Origin of the sequence: Leptolyngbya subtilissima AS-A7, from assembly GCF_039962255.1 — a bacterium.
Classification (GTDB): Bacteria; Cyanobacteriota; Cyanobacteriia; order Phormidesmidales; family Phormidesmidaceae; genus Nodosilinea.
On record NZ_JAMPKY010000003.1, the window covers coordinates 206538 to 225060 of the forward strand.

The 18523-nt window shown below is 54.9% G+C and carries 24 protein-coding genes; 12 read left to right on the forward strand and 12 right to left on the reverse strand.

Annotated features, from left to right (window positions below; all coding sequences use genetic code 11):
• Position 1 precedes the first annotated feature (1 nt).
• Together NC979_RS08290 and NC979_RS08295 are read left to right on the forward strand one after the other, a co-directional pair.
• A complete protein-coding gene (locus NC979_RS08290) occupies positions 2–1231 on the forward strand; it encodes a PIN domain-containing protein (RefSeq protein WP_199308622.1) in 1230 nt (409 codons plus the stop codon).
• Positions 1203–1610, forward strand: a complete 408-nt coding sequence (locus NC979_RS08295) for an ASCH domain-containing protein (RefSeq protein ID WP_190514664.1) — start codon at positions 1203–1205, stop codon at positions 1608–1610. The genes NC979_RS08290 and NC979_RS08295 overlap by 29 nt, the downstream gene beginning before the upstream one ends.
• Before the next feature lie 74 nt (positions 1611–1684).
• On the opposite strand, the gene NC979_RS08300 is transcribed toward NC979_RS08295, so the two are convergent.
• Positions 1685–1912 (reverse strand): helix-turn-helix domain-containing protein, encoded by a 228-nt coding sequence (locus NC979_RS08300; protein ID WP_190514665.1) that lies wholly within the window; start codon positions 1910–1912, stop codon positions 1685–1687.
• Between the two features lie 111 nt (positions 1913–2023).
• Between NC979_RS08300 and NC979_RS08305 the strand changes: the two genes are divergently transcribed.
• Together NC979_RS08305 and NC979_RS08310 are read left to right on the forward strand one after the other, a co-directional pair.
• Positions 2024–2329 carry a hypothetical protein gene (locus NC979_RS08305; RefSeq protein ID WP_190514666.1) on the forward strand — a complete coding sequence of 102 codons (306 nt, stop codon included), beginning with the start codon at positions 2024–2026 and terminating at the stop codon, positions 2327–2329.
• Positions 2330–2536: 207 nt separating this feature from the next.
• Positions 2537–2941 (forward strand): hypothetical protein, encoded by a 405-nt coding sequence (locus NC979_RS08310; protein WP_190514667.1) that lies wholly within the window; start codon positions 2537–2539, stop codon positions 2939–2941.
• A 77-nt stretch (positions 2942–3018) separates the two neighbouring features.
• On the opposite strand, the gene NC979_RS08315 is transcribed toward NC979_RS08310, so the two are convergent.
• Positions 3019–3792: an ABC transporter permease gene (locus NC979_RS08315; protein ID WP_190514668.1), complete on the reverse strand. Its 774-nt coding sequence runs from the start codon at positions 3790–3792 to the stop codon at positions 3019–3021.
• Complete coding sequence (locus tag NC979_RS08320) at positions 3789–4772, reverse strand: ABC transporter ATP-binding protein (protein WP_431191039.1); 984 nt, start codon at positions 4770–4772, stop codon at positions 3789–3791. Before NC979_RS08320 ends, NC979_RS08315 begins: the two co-directional genes overlap by 4 nt.
• A 151-nt stretch (positions 4773–4923) precedes the next feature.
• Between NC979_RS08320 and NC979_RS08325 the strand changes: the two genes are divergently transcribed.
• Positions 4924–5715, forward strand: a complete 792-nt coding sequence (locus NC979_RS08325) for a hypothetical protein (RefSeq protein ID WP_431191040.1) — start codon at positions 4924–4926, stop codon at positions 5713–5715.
• Between the two features lie 18 nt (positions 5716–5733).
• Here NC979_RS08325 and NC979_RS08330 read toward each other — a convergent pair whose 3' ends face one another.
• Complete coding sequence (locus NC979_RS08330) at positions 5734–5853, reverse strand: superoxide dismutase family protein (RefSeq protein ID WP_190514913.1); 120 nt, start codon at positions 5851–5853, stop codon at positions 5734–5736.
• Between the two features lie 259 nt (positions 5854–6112).
• On the opposite strand from NC979_RS08330, the gene NC979_RS08335 reads away from it, so the two are divergent.
• Entirely contained in the window at positions 6113–6781 is a 669-nt protein-coding gene (locus NC979_RS08335; protein ID WP_190514669.1) for a hypothetical protein, read from the forward strand.
• Positions 6778–7416, forward strand: coding sequence for a hypothetical protein (locus NC979_RS08340; RefSeq protein ID WP_190514670.1), 639 nt, complete (start codon positions 6778–6780; stop codon positions 7414–7416). The genes NC979_RS08335 and NC979_RS08340 overlap by 4 nt, the downstream gene beginning before the upstream one ends.
• Here the strand turns inward: NC979_RS08340 and NC979_RS08345 are convergent.
• Both NC979_RS08345 and recA read right to left on the reverse strand, forming a co-directional pair.
• Positions 7399–7554: a hypothetical protein gene (locus tag NC979_RS08345; protein ID WP_190514671.1), complete on the reverse strand. Its 156-nt coding sequence runs from the start codon at positions 7552–7554 to the stop codon at positions 7399–7401. The two genes, NC979_RS08340 and NC979_RS08345, sit on opposite strands and share 18 nt — an antisense overlap.
• A 130-nt stretch (positions 7555–7684) precedes the next feature.
• Positions 7685–8767: a recombinase RecA gene (gene recA, locus NC979_RS08350; protein WP_190514672.1), complete on the reverse strand. Its 1083-nt coding sequence runs from the start codon at positions 8765–8767 to the stop codon at positions 7685–7687.
• 172 nt (positions 8768–8939) lie between these two features.
• On the opposite strand from recA, the gene NC979_RS08355 reads away from it, so the two are divergent.
• Positions 8940–9170: a hypothetical protein gene (locus NC979_RS08355; RefSeq protein WP_190514673.1), complete on the forward strand. Its 231-nt coding sequence runs from the start codon at positions 8940–8942 to the stop codon at positions 9168–9170.
• 234 nt (positions 9171–9404) lie between these two features.
• Entirely contained in the window at positions 9405–9785 is a 381-nt protein-coding gene (locus tag NC979_RS08360; RefSeq protein ID WP_190514674.1) for a DUF2834 domain-containing protein, read from the forward strand.
• Between the two features lie 6 nt (positions 9786–9791).
• Here the strand turns inward: NC979_RS08360 and NC979_RS08365 are convergent, their stop codons facing one another.
• From NC979_RS08365 to NC979_RS08375, 3 genes are all read right to left on the reverse strand, one after another.
• A complete protein-coding gene (locus NC979_RS08365) occupies positions 9792–10568 on the reverse strand; it encodes an SDR family oxidoreductase (protein ID WP_190514675.1) in 777 nt (258 codons plus the stop codon).
• Positions 10569–10689: 121 nt separating this feature from the next.
• Positions 10690–11493 (reverse strand): ABC transporter permease, encoded by an 804-nt coding sequence (locus NC979_RS08370; protein ID WP_190514676.1) that lies wholly within the window; start codon positions 11491–11493, stop codon positions 10690–10692.
• A 72-nt stretch (positions 11494–11565) separates the two neighbouring features.
• On the reverse strand, positions 11566–12201 hold the full coding sequence (locus tag NC979_RS08375) for an ABC transporter ATP-binding protein (RefSeq protein ID WP_242023789.1): 636 nt from the start codon (positions 12199–12201) through the stop codon (positions 11566–11568).
• A 113-nt stretch (positions 12202–12314) separates the two neighbouring features.
• Here NC979_RS08375 and yddG point away from each other — a divergent pair, with 113 nt between their 5' ends.
• On the forward strand, positions 12315–13208 hold the full coding sequence (yddG, locus tag NC979_RS08380; RefSeq protein ID WP_190514678.1) for an aromatic amino acid exporter YddG: 894 nt from the start codon (positions 12315–12317) through the stop codon (positions 13206–13208).
• A 62-nt stretch (positions 13209–13270) separates the two neighbouring features.
• Here yddG and lnt read toward each other — a convergent pair whose 3' ends face one another.
• The 3 genes from lnt to NC979_RS08395 all read right to left on the reverse strand — a co-directional run bounded on the left by lnt (position 13271) and on the right by NC979_RS08395 (position 17134).
• The gene (lnt, locus tag NC979_RS08385; protein ID WP_190514679.1) at positions 13271–14884 is read right to left on the reverse strand and encodes an apolipoprotein N-acyltransferase; all 1614 of its coding nucleotides are present in this window, start codon (positions 14882–14884) and stop codon (positions 13271–13273) included.
• Positions 14885–15291: 407 nt separating this feature from the next.
• On the reverse strand, positions 15292–16008 hold the full coding sequence (locus NC979_RS08390; protein ID WP_190514680.1) for a biliverdin-producing heme oxygenase: 717 nt from the start codon (positions 16006–16008) through the stop codon (positions 15292–15294).
• Between the two features lie 268 nt (positions 16009–16276).
• On the reverse strand, positions 16277–17134 hold the full coding sequence (locus NC979_RS08395) for a universal stress protein (protein ID WP_190514681.1): 858 nt from the start codon (positions 17132–17134) through the stop codon (positions 16277–16279).
• A gap of 231 nt (positions 17135–17365) precedes the next feature.
• Between NC979_RS08395 and NC979_RS08400 the strand changes: the two genes are divergently transcribed.
• Complete coding sequence (locus tag NC979_RS08400) at positions 17366–17785, forward strand: acyl-CoA thioesterase (RefSeq protein WP_190514682.1); 420 nt, start codon at positions 17366–17368, stop codon at positions 17783–17785.
• 148 nt (positions 17786–17933) lie between these two features.
• Entirely contained in the window at positions 17934–18440 is a 507-nt protein-coding gene (locus NC979_RS08405; protein WP_190514683.1) for a pentapeptide repeat-containing protein, read from the forward strand.
• The last annotated feature ends 83 nt before the right edge of the window (positions 18441–18523 follow it).

Consider the following 18523-nt stretch of genomic DNA (forward strand, 5'->3'; position numbering starts at 1 on the left):
TTTGTTAAAAGAGGTTTTTTGTGATCGAATTGACATCCTGATAACTGAAGACAGAAAGATCCACAAAAAATCAGATGAACTAGATGTATCGCATAAAGTCTTCAATATCGACTCTTTTTTAGAGAAGGTTAATGCTGAGAACCCGCAGCTTGCGGATTACCAGGTCCTCTCTGTCAAAAGAGAATATTTCGGCAACATGAATTTAGAAGATTCTTTCTTTGATTCGTTGAAGGAAGATTATCCAGGTTTTGATAGATGGTTTAATCGAAAGGCTGATGAAACAGCATATATATGCCGATCTGACGAAGGAGCTTTATTGGCATTCCTGTACATAAAAATAGAAGATTTTAATGAGAACTATTATGATATTCAGCCAGCCTTTAAACCTAAAAAACGATTGAAGATTGGGACTTTTAAGGTAATTCTAAATGGCTTCAAGCTAGGGGAAAGATTTCTAAAGATTGCCTTCGATAATGCTCTTCTATTTTGCGTTGATGAAATATATGTGACGGTCTTCAATAGAACATCTGATCAGCAAAGATTAATGTTTCTGCTTGAGGATTGGGGGTTTTCCCAACATGGAATCAAAGGTTGCCTGGGAAGCGGAGAAGAGGTTGTTCTAACTAGAAGTATGTCTAAGGCTTTTAATTCAGCCACTCCTCGGCATTCGTATCCCTATATTTCAAAGTCGACAAACAAATTTATCGTTCCGATTTACCCTGAATACCATACAGAACTCTTTCCTGACTCAATCTTAAAAACTGAATCACATATCAACTTTGTAGAGAATAAGCCAAACAGAAATGCCATACAAAAAGTTTACATATCTCGCTCTTATGAAAGAAATCTAAGCTCTGGAGATATAATTGTGTTTTATAGAACCAAGTTTAATGGTTCGGCACATTATACTTCTGTCGCTACAACTCTTGGAATAGTTGAAAGTGTCATAACAAACATACCAAATTTGTCCAGCTTCATTTCGCTATGTAGGAAAAGAAGTGTTTTCACAGACGCAGGCTTGGCCAAGTATTGGAACTATGACTCTGGGAATCGCCCATTTATTGTCAATTTTCTTTATGCCTATTCTTTCCCAAAGCGTCCGATTTTAAAGGTGCTATTGGAGCGAGGAATTATTGATGAGGCTCCGCGAGGCTTTAAGAGATTAAACGATATAGCATTCGACAGACTTTTGGAGGAAGCTAATGCAGAACATAGTTTTATTGTCGATTAAGCCTGAGTTTGCAGAAAGGATTTTTTCTGGCGAAAAAAAGTACGAATTTCGCAAAACGCTCTTCAAAAGTAGCTCTGTAAAAAAAATTGTTGTTTATGCCTCTAGTCCAGTCAAGAAGATAATCGGGGAATTTGAAATTGATTGTATCTTATCTCTAAAAGTTGACGAACTCTGGCTAAAGACTTGTCAACATTCAGGTATAAGCAAGGATTTTTACGACTATTATTTTGATGGAAAGTGCATCGGTCATGCCATCAAGATTAAGAACACTGTTAGATATTTCAAACCTAAAGATTTAATATCTTATAACTTGCACTTTGCTCCACAATCTTTTATCTATTTGCCAGATACACAAGGCAAGCAATTAGCATTACTCTAAACTTAAAAATTCCTAGACTTTTAGACCTAGTAAGTAGGTTTAGTAGTGCCTACCATACAGGTATTGTCTGGTAGTCAGATTTCATCGCCTAGATAAAGCTTGACGAAAACCTCAGCCGCTTCAGGGTTCATAGATTTTAGTGCCCTAACAAGCTCAACTACTGTTTCGGCTGATGGATCGCGCTTCTCATTCGCCCATCGGTAGACATTATTGCGTTCAACATCCAGCACGGCGGCAAGGCTGTACTGGCTGATGTTGTAAGTCTCAAGCACTTGCTTGAGAGCGGCTCCTGCTTTTCCCATGCCTCCATCTTTCCAGAGGATGCTGTTCCCTCTAGCATCTAAAGGGTTGACGCAGTCAGAACTGACGCTATAATTTTGGCATCCAATTTGACGCTACTGATGGAGTCTTCTATGTCATCCAACACTACCGCTCGCTACAGTGCCCGCATCCTCAACCCTGAATCCTCCGAGCCAGTCCACCTCGAACTCACCCTCAAACTCCACAGCTACCCCCACCCCGATCGCGAACCCGTCAAAATTCTCGTCATCGGCAGCAAGCGCTCTGTGAGTTCCATCGTCGTCGCCCTCCACCAGCTCGGCTTTGCCGAAATCTTTGAGTGGACAGACTTTCTCAGCGCTCCCAACAGCGATCGCCCCCTGCAATTTCAACCCCACGAGGTGATGAAAGCTTTGGTGAAATACATGCCAAGGGAATAACTCATTTCCGTGGGCTAGGGCTTGTTCGCGCCACCTGTCCTGCTCTCCGCCCAGAATCGCTATAGTTGGTTGGGGTGCTGCGGCAGTTTTGTCTGCTGTTCTACCGGGTTCTCTAGAGGTCGCCTACCTCAGCCCCTGCTCCAGGGATGTAGTCGTAATTTAGGGAAACCGTATGAGCTGTCGTCCTGTCCTTGAGTAGATTTTGCGATGCGATATTGGTTAGTTTTAGCCCTCACCCTGAGTGTAGTGAGCCTCTCCCCAACCAACACCCCTGCCCAATCCCCCGCTGCCCCCGCCAGTCCCCAGCCCCAGAGCGAAGTAGACCAACTCTTCCTAACGCGAGGCAGAAACATAGCCCGCGCTGCCGCCGAGACCGCCAATGGAGGGTTGGGGAACTACATGGCTGAGCCCGCCATGCATGGCCCCACGGCAAATGCCCCCGTGGTGGTCAACGAGGATGGTTCCCTCCGGTTTACCTTCAAGGGCTTTCGCCCCGAAGATAGAGATATCAACGGCAACCCCACCTTCTCCTTTGAAACAGAGGTGCTGATCAACCCTGACCGGACCTTTCAAGTCGTCTACAACGGTCCCATTCGCCCAGTCGCTCCTTAACCGCTTTGTAGGGGCATTGCATGCAATGCCCCTACGGGGTATGGGGAATGAACCAGGGTTATGCGATTCGGATTTGTCTAATACCCGCTCAGAGAACCCCGCTGCTTGGCAGTGGCTTCGGCCCAGCGGAAAACAAGCAGCCCCAGGGCAAAATAGACGATCCCGTTGAGCAGGGCCAGACCGTAGGTAAACCAGTCTAGACCCAGGCTTCGGGCCATGAGGTCGCGCAGCAGGCCGGTGCTGGGCAGCATGGGCAACAGAAACCGCAGATACTGCATCAGTCCGGTCGATTCTTCCAGCGGGGCCGCCAGCAAAAACAGCAGCAGAAACTGAAAAATCCCCAAAACTTGCTGCACCCGCTTAAACACCAGCGCCGCCGCCCCCATCAAAAAAGACAGGCCATAACCGGCCAGCAGCAGCGAAGTCAGCGGCAGCAGCAAGATGGGAGGGAATGCCAAGCGACTGCCAGAAAGCCCCATCAAGAGCAGCAACACCACGATCAGAATGACCAACCGCAGGGCCAGGCTGGCAAAGGCTCTGGCCAAAAACACTCGCGGTGCCCCATAGGGGGAGAGAAAGACCTGCTCCAGAGTGCCGGTTTCGGCTTCGATCTGCAGATTGATGGCAATGTCGTTGTTGACAGAAATAATCAGGGTCCACATGGCATAGCCGAGGACTACCGAATCAAGGCGATCGCCAAAGGCAAACCCCGGCCCGGCAATGTACTGGGCACTGGTAAACAGACCGTAGAAGACGGCCAAGATGATGACGATCCCAGAGATCACCTCCGTGGGGTAGCGGATGAACTGAATCCAGGTGCGCTTGAGTTCGGCGTGCAGCAGATCGATCATGGAGAATCATCCGGTTGGTCTTTGACCAGTTTGAGAAATACCTGGGTGAGGTCAGCGCGATCGCGCTGCACCGACACCAGCGGCAGAGGGCTCAGCGCCCCCAGCAGCCCATAGAGATTTTCTGGAGTGCCAGCGTAGACAATCTGCCTTCCCTGCACCGTTGCCCCCAGCTGCGTCACGGTGTGGATCTGTTGGGTGGAGAGATCGCCTTCCACCTCCAGGTGATAGGTGGAGCTAGAAAATTCTCGCAGTAAGGCTTCGGTAGACTGCTCGGCAATGATGCACCCTCGACGAATGATCGCCACTCGGTCAGAGAGTTCTTCGGCCACGTCGAGCTGGTGAGTGGTCAACAGCACGGCGCGGCCCTCTTGAGCAATCTGGCGCACCAGGGCTTTGACCATTTCGCTAGCTTCCACGTCCAGCCCCAGAGTGGGTTCATCCAGCAGCAGCAGCTTGGGATTGTGGATCAGGGCGACGGCGATCGCCACCTTTTGCTGCATCCCGCGAGAGAGCTTTTGCACCGGGGTATTGCGCTTTTCCTCTAACCCAAACCGGGCCAGCAGTTCCAGTCCTCGGCGGTGAGCCACCTTGCGGGGCACCTGCCGCAGGACGCCAAAATACTCCAGATTTTCTTCTGGCGTTAAGCGCCAGTACAAATTGCGGTTGCCCTCCAGCACGGCACCAATGTGGCGCAGTGCTCGGGGCTGGCGGTGGGGGTCTTCTCCGACCACGGTAACCTGCCCCTGGGTGGGACGAATTAGGCCAGCAATCATCTTGATGGTGGTAGTTTTGCCGGCACCGTTGGGGCCCAAAAAGGCTAGCACCTCTCCCTGGTGCAGGGCTAATGAAACCTGCCTCACCGCTTCAAACCGCTGTTTGCCCCGTCCATACACCTTGGAGAGATCGCGGGTGTCTAGCACGATGGAGTCTGGTGAGGAATGTTCAGCCCAACCATCGGTTGGACGATGAGCAAGTTGCACGAAAGGATTAAGCTCCCAGCGACAGGTAGAGTCTTTACTTATCTTAAAGTTTTTTGCCGATTGGTCGGCGTGGTCTGGGTGCAATTGACTCAGCTGAGATCAACGTCCTAGCCATCCTGCACTGAGGGAACTCTGCACTAGGGCATTGTGTATGGGTGCAGAAGCCCTTCAACATCAATACCTGCCCGTCGTTTGGTTTCGCTCATCAATCTATCTTTGGTGGGTGTTTTTGCCCTCCATTGGCCTCAACAATCAAACAGAAGAAACGAGGCTAAACATCATGATTCGAACGTTGACGCTCTGGCTGATCTGGTTCGGCTTTATCGTTTATGTGCTGTTTTTTGCACCCCCTTTGCCAGCCGATGCGTTTCAACCGCTCCAATCGCTCCTAGCTGGGCAGATTCCCTTGATCAACCCCGTGCTTCTGTCGATGTTTAGCCTAGTCGGCATTTGGCTGCTGATCTATAGCAGTCTAATTTTTCCAGACGGCAGAATGCAGTCGCTTCCAGCCTGGCTGTTTATGCTGGGGTCGGTCGCCACTGGCGTGATTGCTCTAATTCCCTACCTGGCCCTGCGTCAGCCAAATCAGGAGTTTAGCGGCGGCCAAGACCTAGGGCTGGCGATTTTCGATTCGCGCGCAACGGGTGTAATTTTGACCATCAGCGCGATCGCCCTGGTGCTTTTTGCCGTTTTGTGGGGCGACTGGGCTGGCTTTGTTCAAGCGTTTCTAACCAATCGCTTTGTCCACGGCATGAGCATTGCCTTTGTTTTATTCTGTGTGCTGTTTCCCTATCCAACGTTATTGCAGGATGACATGGCGCGACGGGGGCTGACGCCAAACTCTCAGCTGTTTTGGCTGATAGCCTGGGTGCCCCTATTTGGCCCTCTCGCTTACCTTTGCCTGCGTCCTTCGCTACTAGCCTTTCGCTTTCGCAATTCGTGAGATGGGCTGAGGATAGCTCTATTGGTTTGGCACAGTTACCCCACAGGCCAAGCGATCGCTGCGATCGCCTGCCGGATCGGTGAGGTAGTCATCGGGCTCTGAGTGAATGACAACGGCACTGCCGGCGCTGTCTGCGATCGGCGCGTTTCAGTTCTGGTAACCATTCTTAGCAGTATTCAAACACCGGAGATCATAGGAACAGGCACAGCAAAACTCTGTCACATCGTGCGAAATGGCGCTGTGTCCCGAAAGTACCGTGATGGTATTGCTCTCGCCCGTTTCAAACGCGTCGTCTCAGGTCAGAAGGCAATCACCACCTCTTCTCCCGACTCCTGTGCCTTGCCCCGCCGTACCAAGCAGCGGCGGCGAGCTAGAACCGCTCTCAACCCCAAACACCATGAGTCTCTCGCTTCGACGTCCAGCCCTAGCTGGAATAGTTTTAGTCTCAAATGTCTTAATCGCCTGCACTGAGGTGCCGCCGATGGCACCCCAGCCCGACCCACCGCCAGAAACCGGGGCAGTCGTCACCGAACCGATCGCCCCTACAACCGGCTGGGCCGACATTTTAGGGCCGGTTTCGGCTCCTGAAAACTGGCAGGTTGAGCCCTGTGTAAATGAGGTGCTGCTGTGTGTGGAAGCCAATGGCGATTTGATTGGCTCCGTAGAACGGTTTAGCCTTTCCCTCGACGACGCCAATCTCCAAGGCGGTTCCCCAGTCACAGAAGAGTCTCGACGGCAGTTTCTACAGGCCTGGGTGGCCGATCACTACCTGGCCCTTGAGCGCGATCGCAAAACTGGTAACCCGGCTCTCACCTTTACCAGCGAACCGCCGCAAGACATTGCCATTGGCTCGCTGCCAGGACTGCGCTACGGCTACACCATTACCCACCCCAATGGGGCATTGTTTGACCGGGGGATCGGCTATGTGACCACCGATGGCAACCTGATCCATGTGTTTGTCACTGGGGTAATTAGCGGCGACCCTAGCGGGTCTTTCTCGGATGAAGCGGCGGTAGAAGCGTTTGAGCCTCATCTAGACACCATTATTCAAGGGCTACGGCTATGAACGTCTCTAATCGAGCGATCGACTCTAGGCCGCGGGCGGCTATATTTCTGATGGCCTGGGTGTTGGCCAACCTGGTGGGCGGCTTTTTTGCCGGCTTTCTAGAAAACAATGGCCTGCAATTTATGGCCACCTTGATTCTGACTGGAGCCATTGTGGGGTCGTTGCAGTGGTTTGTATTGAGGCCCATGGGCGGCTTTCGCTGGTGGCCCCTAGCCAGTGCCCTGGGCTGGATCGTTAGCACCTTGCTGCAATCGCTGATGCAGGGCATTTATACCCCGGTAGCCGATGCCCTCTGGCGCACCTTTGGTCTGTGGGAGGAGGGGTTGTGGGTAGTGGTAGTAGTCGTGCCGCTGATGATTTGGGGCATGGCGATCGCCCAAATGCTGATCTTGAGCCACCGTGCCGGGCGAAGTGTCTTAGCTCAGGGGAATCGCCAAATATGGGGCTGGCTTGCAGTTAGCCTGCTCGGTGGCGCGGTGAGCGGCGGCGTTAGTGCAGCGCTGTGTGCAGCGCTTTGCCAGAGCCTGCCGCCGACGTTACTGGGTTTGGTACATGGTTCAGGCTGGGCCGCTTACGGCTTGATAACAGGGCTTTGGCTAGTGGGGCCTTATTCCCCCTTAAAGGAGCAGGTCTGAACGGTTGAAGTGTTTTAGCTTGGGTTTGTCGTGCTGCTGCAAAACCTGGGCGAGGGGTTGAATGGCTTCAACAGCTTGCAGTTGCCCTAGCGATCGCCAGGCGTGAATAGGAGCCCAAAGCGCTTTCTCAGGGTCCAAACCGGCGTCTGCATGGATTCCGCAAAGAAAGAAGCCCAGCCCTCAATACTGAGAGTCTGGGCTTTTTAGACTAAGCCGGTAAAGTCTGAGCTAGGACAGCCCAGAGTGTTGCCTGGATATAGTGCCGGGTTTACTCGTCCTCGTCCAAGTAGGTTTCGTCTTCGACCTCGATCTCCACGTCGGCTATATCTGCGATCGCGCCGCCGATTTCGAGTTTCTCTCTCACCTGGGCTTCAACCTTGGCGGCAAACTCAGCATCCTCTTGCAGGCGCTGAATCGTGTTCTCACGCCCTTGGCCGATGTTGTCGCCTTCGTAGCTGTACCAGGCTCCTTTGCGAACAATCACGCCGTGCTGCTCAGCTAGGTCAACTAGGCAGCCCATGGTCGAGATGCCCTGGCCAAAGAGAATGTCAAATTCGCCAATGCGGAAGGGTGGGGCTACCTTGTTTTTAGCCACCTTGACCTTGGCGCGAATGCCGTATTCTTCGGTGCCTTTCTTCAGGGTTTGAATGCGGCGAATATCGAGGCGCACCGAGGCGTAGAACTTGAGCGCGTTGCCCCCGGTGGTAACTTCGGGGTTGCCGTAGGAGATGCCGATCTTCTGCCGCAGCTGGTTCAAGAAAATGACTGTGCATTGCGACTTGCCAATGCTGCCGGTGATCTTCCGCAGAGCTTGGCTCATCAGTCGTGCCTGAAGGCCCACGTGAGCATCGCCCATTTCGCCTTCAATCTCAGCTCGGGGCACTAGGGCGGCTACGGAGTCAACCACGACGACGTCAATGGCGGACGATCGCACCAGCTGATCGACCACCTCAAGCCCCATTTCACCCGTATCGGGCTGGGATACCAACAGTTCTTCGACGTTGACACCCAGAGCGGCGGCATAGATCGGGTCGAGGGCATGCTCAGCATCCACAAAGGCCGCGACTCCACCCATTTTCTGCACTTCAGCCAGTACGTGCAGGGCCACGGTGGTTTTGCCCGAGCTTTCAGGGCCATAAATTTCGATGACTCGTCCCTTGGGCAGGCCGCCGCCTAGGGCTAGGTCGAGGGTTAGTGCGCCAGTAGGAATCGTTTCAACCTTCATGCGGGCAGCATCGCCTAGGCGCATGATGGAGCCTTTGCCAAAGTTGCGCTCAATCTGGCCCAGCACCAGCGTGAGGGCTTTTTCCTTTTCGGTTTGCTCTTTGCTTCCGCCTTTCTTTGCCGCCATAGTCGCCTCAATGCTTTAGGACAAGACGCCTGAACCCCAGAACAGTTGTCTTCAGATAACTAGTATAGTACAATTGACCTAGATCGCAATAGGTAGTTATCTAGTCCGTCCAATATTGCTGAACTCGGTCTTCCTGTAGTTAAGCCTCCCAAACCGATGGAGGAGGTTAGTTATGGCACCTGAACAACTCAACACTCTAATTGCCCTAGCTGACTGGCTTGTGGCTGTAACTTATCAGCATTCGACGGGCTTCTGCTGCTGGGTGATAACGCCTGAGCTATCGAGCCTCACCGATGGCGAAACCTATGCCACCAGCAGTGCGGCTCTGTCTGCTGGGCGAACTCTAGTGCAATATTCCACCGGGCCACAGATCGATTTTAGCCGCTGCCGCCTTTCAGAGTAGCGATCGCACACATAGCCTAGGTCTGATACGAAATCTGCTTTAAGAAACCCCGATTCAAAACAGGTATCTCGTAGGGGCATTGCACTGCAATGCCCCTACAAACTGGGTATAACCAAACAGGATTCGGTCTGAGACCCCACGGCCTGACTCCGGCAGTTGATAGAATTTGCCCAACAGCCCTGTTAAAGCCATCGCTTGGGACAATGAACAGGCCAAGCTTACAGAGTCTTACCCATGCCCGGAACTCTCATTCGTCAAGCTATCTATGCCGCGCTGACCCTAATCGGCTTCATCTGGACAAACTACTACCTAGTTCAGTTCACCATTGCCACCAAGGGTGAGTTCACCGCCACCAACCTGCTAAATTTTGACCTGTCTGCCTTTATCGAGCAGGTCTGGGCTAACCCGGCCTCTAGCTTTGTTGCCGTCGATCTCACCATTGCGCTGCTGCTGGTGATCACGTTTATTGTGTCGGAGGGGCGGCGGCTGAAACTCAGGCTTTGGGGCATTTATATTGTCCTGATGTTTGCGATCTCCTTTGCCTTTGGCTTTGCTCTATTTATGTTTGTGCGTGAGCGCAAGCTGGCCGAAACTGCGTCTAACCTCACAGCTTGAGTCTTGCTACAGGCCTGGGGTGGCTTGGGCAAAGAGAGCGTCAAAATCTGTGGTAACTACAGCTCCGGGCGTGCCCTCTGGTTTAGAGATCACGTCAAAGGCTTTATTGCGGGCGGTGGGCGCTAGCAACGCTTGCACCACCACCTCTGCCACATCAGCGCGGGGAATGGAGGTGGAAATGCCGTCAGGAGGATTGGCCAGCAGCTGGTCATCTTTGCCGACAATCAGCTCTCGCTGGCCGCCCGGCTGATCTTGCAGCCCCCCCGCCCGAATGATGGTGTAGTCGAGGCCAGAGTCGATCAAATAGGCTTCTGCCTTGCGCTTCCAAATCAGAATGTTGCCGTTGGCCATGCGGTTGAGAGGGTGTTGCTCATTGGTGCCACCCATGGAACCGACTAGAACGATGTGCTTTACTCCGGCAGCTTTCGCGGCTTCAATCTGGTTGATCTGGCCGTGGTAGTCAACCTGTTCGGGCGTTCCCCCCTCGGGGTAGGTGAACTCTGGCCGCTGTCCCGGCTCTGGTGGAGCTTTCATTTGAGGTATGGCACTAGTGAGAATCAGCAGGGCATCGCAGCCGGCCAGCGCGGCTTGGAGTCGATCGCGATCGCTCACATCCCCCACATAAAACCCTTCCATTGTGCCAAACAGGTCTTGCACCTTCGCCTCAGAGCGGGCAAAGCCTTTGGCCACAAACTGCTCTGGCCGCTGCTGAAGTTTTTGGACAGCGATCGCCCCGGTGCGCCCGGTGGCGCCAGTGACTAAAACGTGGAGAGGTGTGGTCATAGAACGCTTCTACAGATAGGTAAGGTTTAACGGTGTTCTAAATCGGAGATTGTGGGTGGTCTTGCCGTTGATAGGGCAGTTTTGGCAATTGAGCGCCCATTAGGGCGCTCGCCTCTAGTGGCTACTGCTTAGCTTTTTCTATATAGTCGAGCCGGAGCTGGTGATCGGGGCTGAGCAGGCGGCGATAGGCCAACAGCACTACGCCAAAGATCCCCAGGGCGGCTCCGGCGGCGATCATAAATATAATCACGATCTGGTAGCGCACGGCGTCGATGGGGTTGGCCCCAGCCAAAATTTGGCCTGTCATCATGCCCGGCAGACTGACTAAGCCCATCACCATCATCGAGTTGATGGTGGGTATCATGCCGACGCGAATGGCGTTGCGCACCTGGGGATGGGCGGCTTCCCAACGGGTGGCCCCTAGGGCCAGTAGGGTTTCGACCTGGTCGCGCTGGGTCACCAGCCCTTCCATAAAGCGGTCTAGTCCTAGGGAAATGCCGTTGAGAGTGTTGCCCAGCACCATGCCCAGTAACGGGATCAGGTACTGCGGGTCGTACCAGGGCTGCACTCGAATAATGCCGACCATCGCGAAGCCCGTCACCAGCGAGGAAGAGGCCAGCACCGACAGCAGGCTGTGCCAGTAGACGCCCACAAAGCGGCGCTGGGTGCGGTTAACAGCGGCGATACCTGCGATCGCCGTCATCACCAGCGCGATCGCCAAAATGACCAGGGCATTGTCTTGGGTAAACAGCCACTCCAACACAAAGCCAATCAGCAACAGCTGCACCACCATGCGTAGGGCCGCTGTCAGCAGCGACTGGCCCAACCCCAGCCGCAGCGCCGTCGACAGCACCACATTCACCACAATCAATAGGGCCGACAGTGCTAGCTGCCCGTAGCTAATGGCAATGTAATTCGTTTCCATGGGTCATTTATTCAAAGGGCGCTAGGGTGTCAGGTGTAGGGTACGGGGCTAGGCCTGACATCCTAGACCTGCTTAGACAAAATCTCCCAGATTGAGCTGGCGGTAGGTGATCCGGCGAATTTGCTCGGTGTCGTGACTGGTGAGAATGCAGGCGCGGTGGGGAGACTGGAGCCAGTCGTGCAGCAGGGCTTCTACTTTGGTGGTGGTGGCTGCATCCAGAGAAGCCGTAGACTCGTCCAGCAGCAGCACCTGGGGATTGAGCTGCAACGCGCGCAGCAGCGCCAAAATTTGGGCCTCGCCGCCAGAGAGCCGAGAGCCTTGCAACTGCAGAAACTCTGGACCGCGGCCCAGTTTCTCTAGCCAAGTTTGAATGATGGTGGGCTCAAAGCGGCGCTGGTTATAAATGCCGAGATCAAACACCTGCTTGAGATTGTCTTGCACGGTGCCATCGAGGGCGATCGCTCGCTGCGGCACAATCATCACGCGGCTGCGGTAGGTGGGTACCCCCCACTCGACAGGAGTTTTGCCCTCAAACCTAACTTCTCCCTGCTGCAACGGGTCGAGCAGCGCCAGGTTGCGCATCAGCAGGGTTTTGCCCACGCCAGAAGGGGCCACCAAACCGACGCAGTCGCCAGCCACTAGCTCAAAACTCACCCCTCGCCATAGCCACCGATCCGACAGCTGGCGACCCAAATTTTTGGCAGACAACAGGGGTGGGCTCGGCTCCATTGTGGTCTATACATTCTGCATAGAGAACGTTTTGAACGATGGCCTCTCTACAATACACAGCTAAAGGTAAAGGACGCGCAGAGGAGATCGCTGTGGAGTTAGTGCAGAACCAACGACAGCCAACCGCGATCGGATTTTCAGCGGTGCTGATGTGGGCCACCCTGGCCCTGCTGACTGATCTGAGCGGCACGGTGCCACCGTTTCAGCTGACGGCGATGGCGTTTACGATCGCATTCTTTATTGGCCTTGCCGCCTGGGCTCGGTCGGGGGGCAATGTGCTGCGCCACCTGCGGCTACCCTGGCAAGTTTGGGCCTTGGGCATTGGCGGGCTGTTTGGCTATCACTTCTTCTATTTCATGGCGCTGCGCCACGCCCCAGCGGTGGAGGCGAGCCTGATTGCCTACCTGTGGCCGCTGCTGATTGTGTTTTTTTCGGCGCTGCTGCCCGGCGAGCGGCTGCGGTGGTTTCACGGGGCAGGGGCGATCGCAGGCTTTCTTGGCGCGAGTTTGCTCGTCACTAAGGGCCAAGGCTTCAGCTTTGATGCCCAATACACCACCGGGTATCTGGCGGCTCTGGTCTGCGCCCTCACTTGGTCGGGCTACTCCATTCTCTCTCGATATTTTGGGGCAATTCCGACCAATGCCGTGGGGGGCTTTTGCGGAGCCACGGCAGTGCTGGCCTGGATCTGTCATGCTCTGTTTGAAACAACGGTAGCCCCAATGGGTTGGGAATGGGTCGCCATTCTTGCCCTGGGGCTAGGGCCGGTGGGGCTGGCCTTCTTCACCTGGGATTATGGCGTGAAGCATGGCAATATTCGCGTGCTGGGAGCGCTCTCCTACGCGGCTCCCTTGCTCTCGACACTGCTGCTGATCGCCTTTGGCCGGGCAGAGTCCACAGCGGTGGTGGGGCTGGCCTGTGCGCTGATCGTCGGTGGGGCTCTGCTGGCGACGCTCGATTTCTTTGGGCCCCAGGCAGGGAAGGGTTAAATTTTGAATTTTGAGTTGGGGAGGGTAATTCAACACTTAAAACTCAAAACTCAAAACTAATATCAGCGGCGATCGCGCCATCCCAGCACTAGGGTCACGCCCAACAGCAGCGGCGTTAGCCAGTCGCCCCAGCGAATGTAGGGAGTGAGAGTGTGGCGGCGATCGAGGGTAGCGCGGTGGGTGAGATAGGTGTGGGGTTCCCCCAGCCAGAGGGTGCGACCGTGGTTGTCGACCAGGCCAGAGAGTCCGGTGTTGGTGACGCGCAGCGCCCAGCGATCGCTCTCCACCGCCCGCAGCACGTCAAACCCGTGGTGCTGCCTCATCATCCACACCGGGTAGGGGTCGTTGTTAGAAGCGGTGACGATGAACTCGCCGCCGTTTCTAACCTGGGGGCGAAACAGACGGCTGTAGGCCGACTCATAACACACACCAACAATGCCTTGCCCAACGCTGGTCTCAAACCGCTGCTCAGATGCCCCTGGCACCAAGTAGCTATCGAGCGGCGACAGCCGACTGATCAGGCGACCTAGCACGGCCTCAAAGGGCACGTATTCTCCCAGAGGCACCAGCTGTACTTTGTTGTAACGCCCGTAGGTCTGGCCGTCGGGGCGCAGCTCAAGCAGGCTCTGGGTGTACTGCGATCGCCCCTTCCCCGGTACCGGCGCAAAGGTGCCCAACCACAAGGGCACCCCAGCTTGCTCCACCGTGCGAATGATGGCCGCGATTTGGGGCGCATTCGGATTCCACAGCTGCGGCAGCGCCCCTTCCGGCGTCACCACTGCATCCACCCCTTGGGCCGCCAGGAGACGATAGCCGCTAGTGTAGCCCTCTAGCGCCTGGTTAACCCCCTGGGGCGTCAGCTTTTCGCGGGTAGGCACATTGCCCTGAATGAGTCCCAAGGAGATGGACTGGCTGGAGGGAACAGTTTCGGTGCGGGCGTAGAGAATGGCCCCGAGGGTATGACCTAGCAGTACCAGCGCGATCGCGGTCAGGGCAAGGGGGCGTCGAGTGGATAGGTGGATGGGTGGATGCGTAGGGGGATGGGAAGATAGCCCAGGTGCGTTAGCCCTCGAAACAGAGAATGCCAAAAGGCCGTTGGTGGCAACCAGAATGGCAGTGATAGCTCCTGGCCCTGAGATTTTAGCTATGTGCAAGATCCACAGGTTGTTGGGGCTTTGGGTGAGGCTGAGGGGCGACCAGTCGAGGGGGCTGTGGTTGCGTAGCGCTTCGAGGAAGCACCACAGGGCAGTACCGGCGAGCACTAGCCAAAGTGAGCGCTTGGGCCAGCGATGGGCAGCCCAGGCAGTCACTCCGCCCCACACCGCTATGCAAACAGAACCCCAGAAAACGATAAAGAGCCAGGAGGAGAGGGCGATCGCAACGCTACTTCCCCAAGGCACCCCCATCCACATCAGCGGGTGCAGGTGGGTAATCCACGCCAGCGAAATGCCGTAGTACACCAACCCCCACAGCAGCCCATAGGTAGCCGCCAATCCCATCTGCGGCGTTCTCAACACTACCCACCACAGCGGCACCAACCCCACCCAAGCCAGTGGCCAAAGACTCCACGGCGGCAGCGCCAAAGCCATCAATACCCCGCTGAGAGTAACCAGACCAGCCTGCCGCCAACTCCAACCGGAGCCAAGATTTCGTAAAAACGTCCCTGCCACCTTCATTGTCAACCTCAGCTATTCCTCCAACCCGACCATAGGATTCTCTTAAAAATACCTTTTTAGAAGGTGGGCACTGCCCACCCTACAAGACTTACCAGCCGCTTACCAGCTGATTGGCAATACAGAGATTTAAACCGATGGCAAATCGAGCCTTTCCGTTGGGTCCAGGGCGGCGGCACGGCCCTGGTCGACGGGGTCTGGGGGCAATCGAAACGCCCCCAGCGGTAGATCTGGCTTAAGACCAATTGCTCTCCGCCAACGCGGTGCATTGCTGCGCGTTGGCGCAGCCTCGCCTGAGCGTTATGCACCCTACAGCATACGCCCCAAAAAATTGAGGAAGCGACGGCGAGTCACTTCCTCAATACGGTAATTGAAAACAGAAACCAACAGTCTGGAATAAACCGGAGATTCTACTCGGCGGTTGCTAGCTCAGTGCTGCCCCGACGACGACGGCTGGTCAGCGTATTAAACAGCATCTGACCGATCGCCTTAATCAAATTGCCTTCCAGTTCCTGGAACATCTGCATGTTGACGCCAAAGGCATCGTTAGCCTCTTCAACAATGCGGGCAACCATGGCATCATCCACCGGGGCCGCATCCATCGACTCGCGATACTTAGCCTTAAACGCCTTCTCATCCGAGATTTCGGGGAACTCGTAGAATGCAGTGCCCTCACCTTCAGAGAGGTTCATCGCCCGCTGAGCAATTCCCTTGAGAATTTGCCCACCCGACAAATCGCCAATGTAGCGAGTGTAAGAGTGGCTGACCAACAGCTCAGGCGCGGTATTGCCCACTTCGCGAATGCGATCGACGTAGCGCTGGCCACCGGGGGTCAGCGAAATTTCATTTGCCCAGTTAGGGCCGTAGTAGTAGGCCAGGTCAGACTCTAAAGATGCCTTGCGGTGTAGCTCAGGGAAGTAAATCTTAGAGACAACCGGATGGTCTTTGTGACGCTCTAGCTCTTCTTCCATCGCCGCATAGGCGTAGTAGAAGTTGGCCACCAGCTTGCGGTAAGAGTTCTTCTCAACCACACCCCGCAAAAAGCAACGCACAAAGCCCATGTTTTCGGCCATGGTGTGGGCTTTCTTGGTGCCTTCGCGCAGCTCGGTGGATAGGTTACTGCTCATGCTGACTGTCTCGCTCTAGGGTGAATTAAAAGGTGAGGTTTAAACGGAATTTTGGTTAGACAATGCTTGGTCAGACAGATCGGCTTCTCACAATCAAAGCCGTAACATGCCATGACAAAGGGCACATTTGTTTAACTTAGACCCATTTGACAACTGTTTGCATTACGAATTTTTACAGGCAGTTACCCAAAGTTATGTCCTTCTCAGGAGTAATCCGGGGATATACCCAAGTACCCCTGCTGCTAGGGCAGAGGCACAACGGTAAACGTTATTTGGCTGCCATTCGAGTTAACAGCACCGGGCAAGGAGCGTACACCCGCACAAAGTCGGTCAGCGATTCGCCCAGCACTTTGTCTAAGTCGGGCAGGCCCTTAGCAATGGTGGGACGGCGATCGGGAGAACCCAGAATGATCAGATCCACATTGCGCTCTTCAGCTAGCTGGCAGATACGGCGACCGGGCTTGCCCTCGGGGGCCGACAGCTTGTAGGCAATACCGTACTTTTTCGCTTCAGCCGCCGCCGCTGTCAGAATGGGGTCTTGGTTGGGGTCGGTGCTGACCACGTCAAAGGGCTTGGTCTTGAGGCTAGACACCGTGTGCACCAAGGTGAGCTCACCGCCCTTAACATCGCGCAACAGGGAAATAGCGATGTTAAGCCCTTCGCGCGCCGAGTCAGATTTATCCATGGCGACCATGACCCGCTTCATGGGGCGAATGCTGTAGAGGTCGTCTTTGACCAGCAGCATGGGCCGCGACGATAGCTGAAACACATACTGGCTGACAGAATTTTCGAGAATCGCCTTGAGCCCTTGCAACCCGCGCGAGCCCATGATGATCAGATCGGCATTGACCTCATCAGCCACCTGGATGACCACGTCTTTGGGGTCGCCCTCCCGCAGCACGGCGTTGACTCGGCTGGGGTCAAGGTTGAGGTTGGTAATGGCGGTGGCCAAGGTGCGACCACCGGCCTCCCACTTCGAGGCCATGGCTTCGGCAGACACCTGCGATGGCACTACGTGGAGCACCGTTACTGAAGCTCGCTGCACTAAAGGAATCTCCATTAGGGCTTTCATCATGGCTTCGGTGTTGCCGGTGCCGGAGTTGGCCAAAAGAATTTTTTCGATCATGGTGTCCTCGTATGGTTGCGCTTAAGGGTTGAGAACGATGGGAACGTCATTCAGAGCCAAAGCCCCTTTAGAAATCTTGAGGTGAGGCCTTCTCCCACCCGTCTCAACCACCGGCTCAACGGGGTATAAAACTGAGCTAAGGTGTTCTCAATCATCATAGGCATCGGGTTTGAGCCTATTTTGGCGCGATTCATAATTTGTAGTAGAGTTTGCTCGCTGCTGGCGGCCCTAATGGAACAGTCCCACTGGTATGAGCACCGGGTCATGGTGCAGCCCCACCACACCGACTACGCGGGCATTGTCTGGCACGGCACCTACATCGCTTGGATGGAAGAAGCCCGGGTGAACTACCTCAGCGACTGCGGGCTCACCTTTGCCGACTGGGTTAAGGCTGGGGTGGATCTGCCGGTGGTCGATTTAGGGTTAAAGTATCGGCGATCGCTCACCTTAGGCGACACTGCCCTAGTCAAAGCCCGCCTTGAACCTGCCAAGGGCGTCCGCATCCTCTGGCACTACGACATTCAAAACGCCGCCACTCAAGAGACCTGCATTGAGGGCACCGTCACGCTAGCCCCAGTAGATTTCAAAACCCGCCGAATTTTGCGCCGCCTGCCCGATCATCTACAGACGGCTTTGGATTCTATTCTTTGACAGCCTCAACTCCCCTGCGGCACAGCCCCAAAACTTTGCCTCAAAACTTTTGTAGGATGAGCAAAGCGCAGCGTGCCCATTAAGCCCTAGATCGCAGATCCGATGGGTACGATCTAGCGTCCTTTGCCCCCCTACGGTTGCCTTGGATATGTTCCTTCCCCTCCCCCAAGCCTTTGCTGTCGTTTGCGCTCTGCTCATCATGCTCACTGGGTGGCTCGGCGTTGCCCCTACCGCCCAAGCCCAAGAGAACACGGTCGATTACACCCTCACTGACCTCAGTTTTCGCGACTTCTCGGGCAAGAGTCTTTCGGGCACCTCCTTCGCAGCGGCAGAAATGCGGGAGGCTAACTTTGAGAAAGCCGACCTGAGCAAAACCATTCTCACCAAGGCGTCGTTTTTGCGGGCTAATCTGGCCGGGGCCAACCTGACGGGAACCTTTGCCGATCGCGTCATCTTTGACGGGGCCGACCTCTCCAACGCCCTTTTTATCGACGCGCTGCTCACCAGCAGCAGCTTTGGCGATGCCAATATCACCGGGGCCGACTTCTCGGGCGCGATTGTCGATCGCTTTCAGACCGCGCAGATGTGCAAGCACGCCGACGGCGTGAATGAGACCACTGGGGTGGCGACCAGGGATAGTTTGGGCTGCCGGTAGAGAAGTAGATGAGTGGGCGGGTGGATGGGTAGAGCGGAGTAGTCACCGTAGGGTGGGCAGTGGCCACCATTAGGGAGACAGTT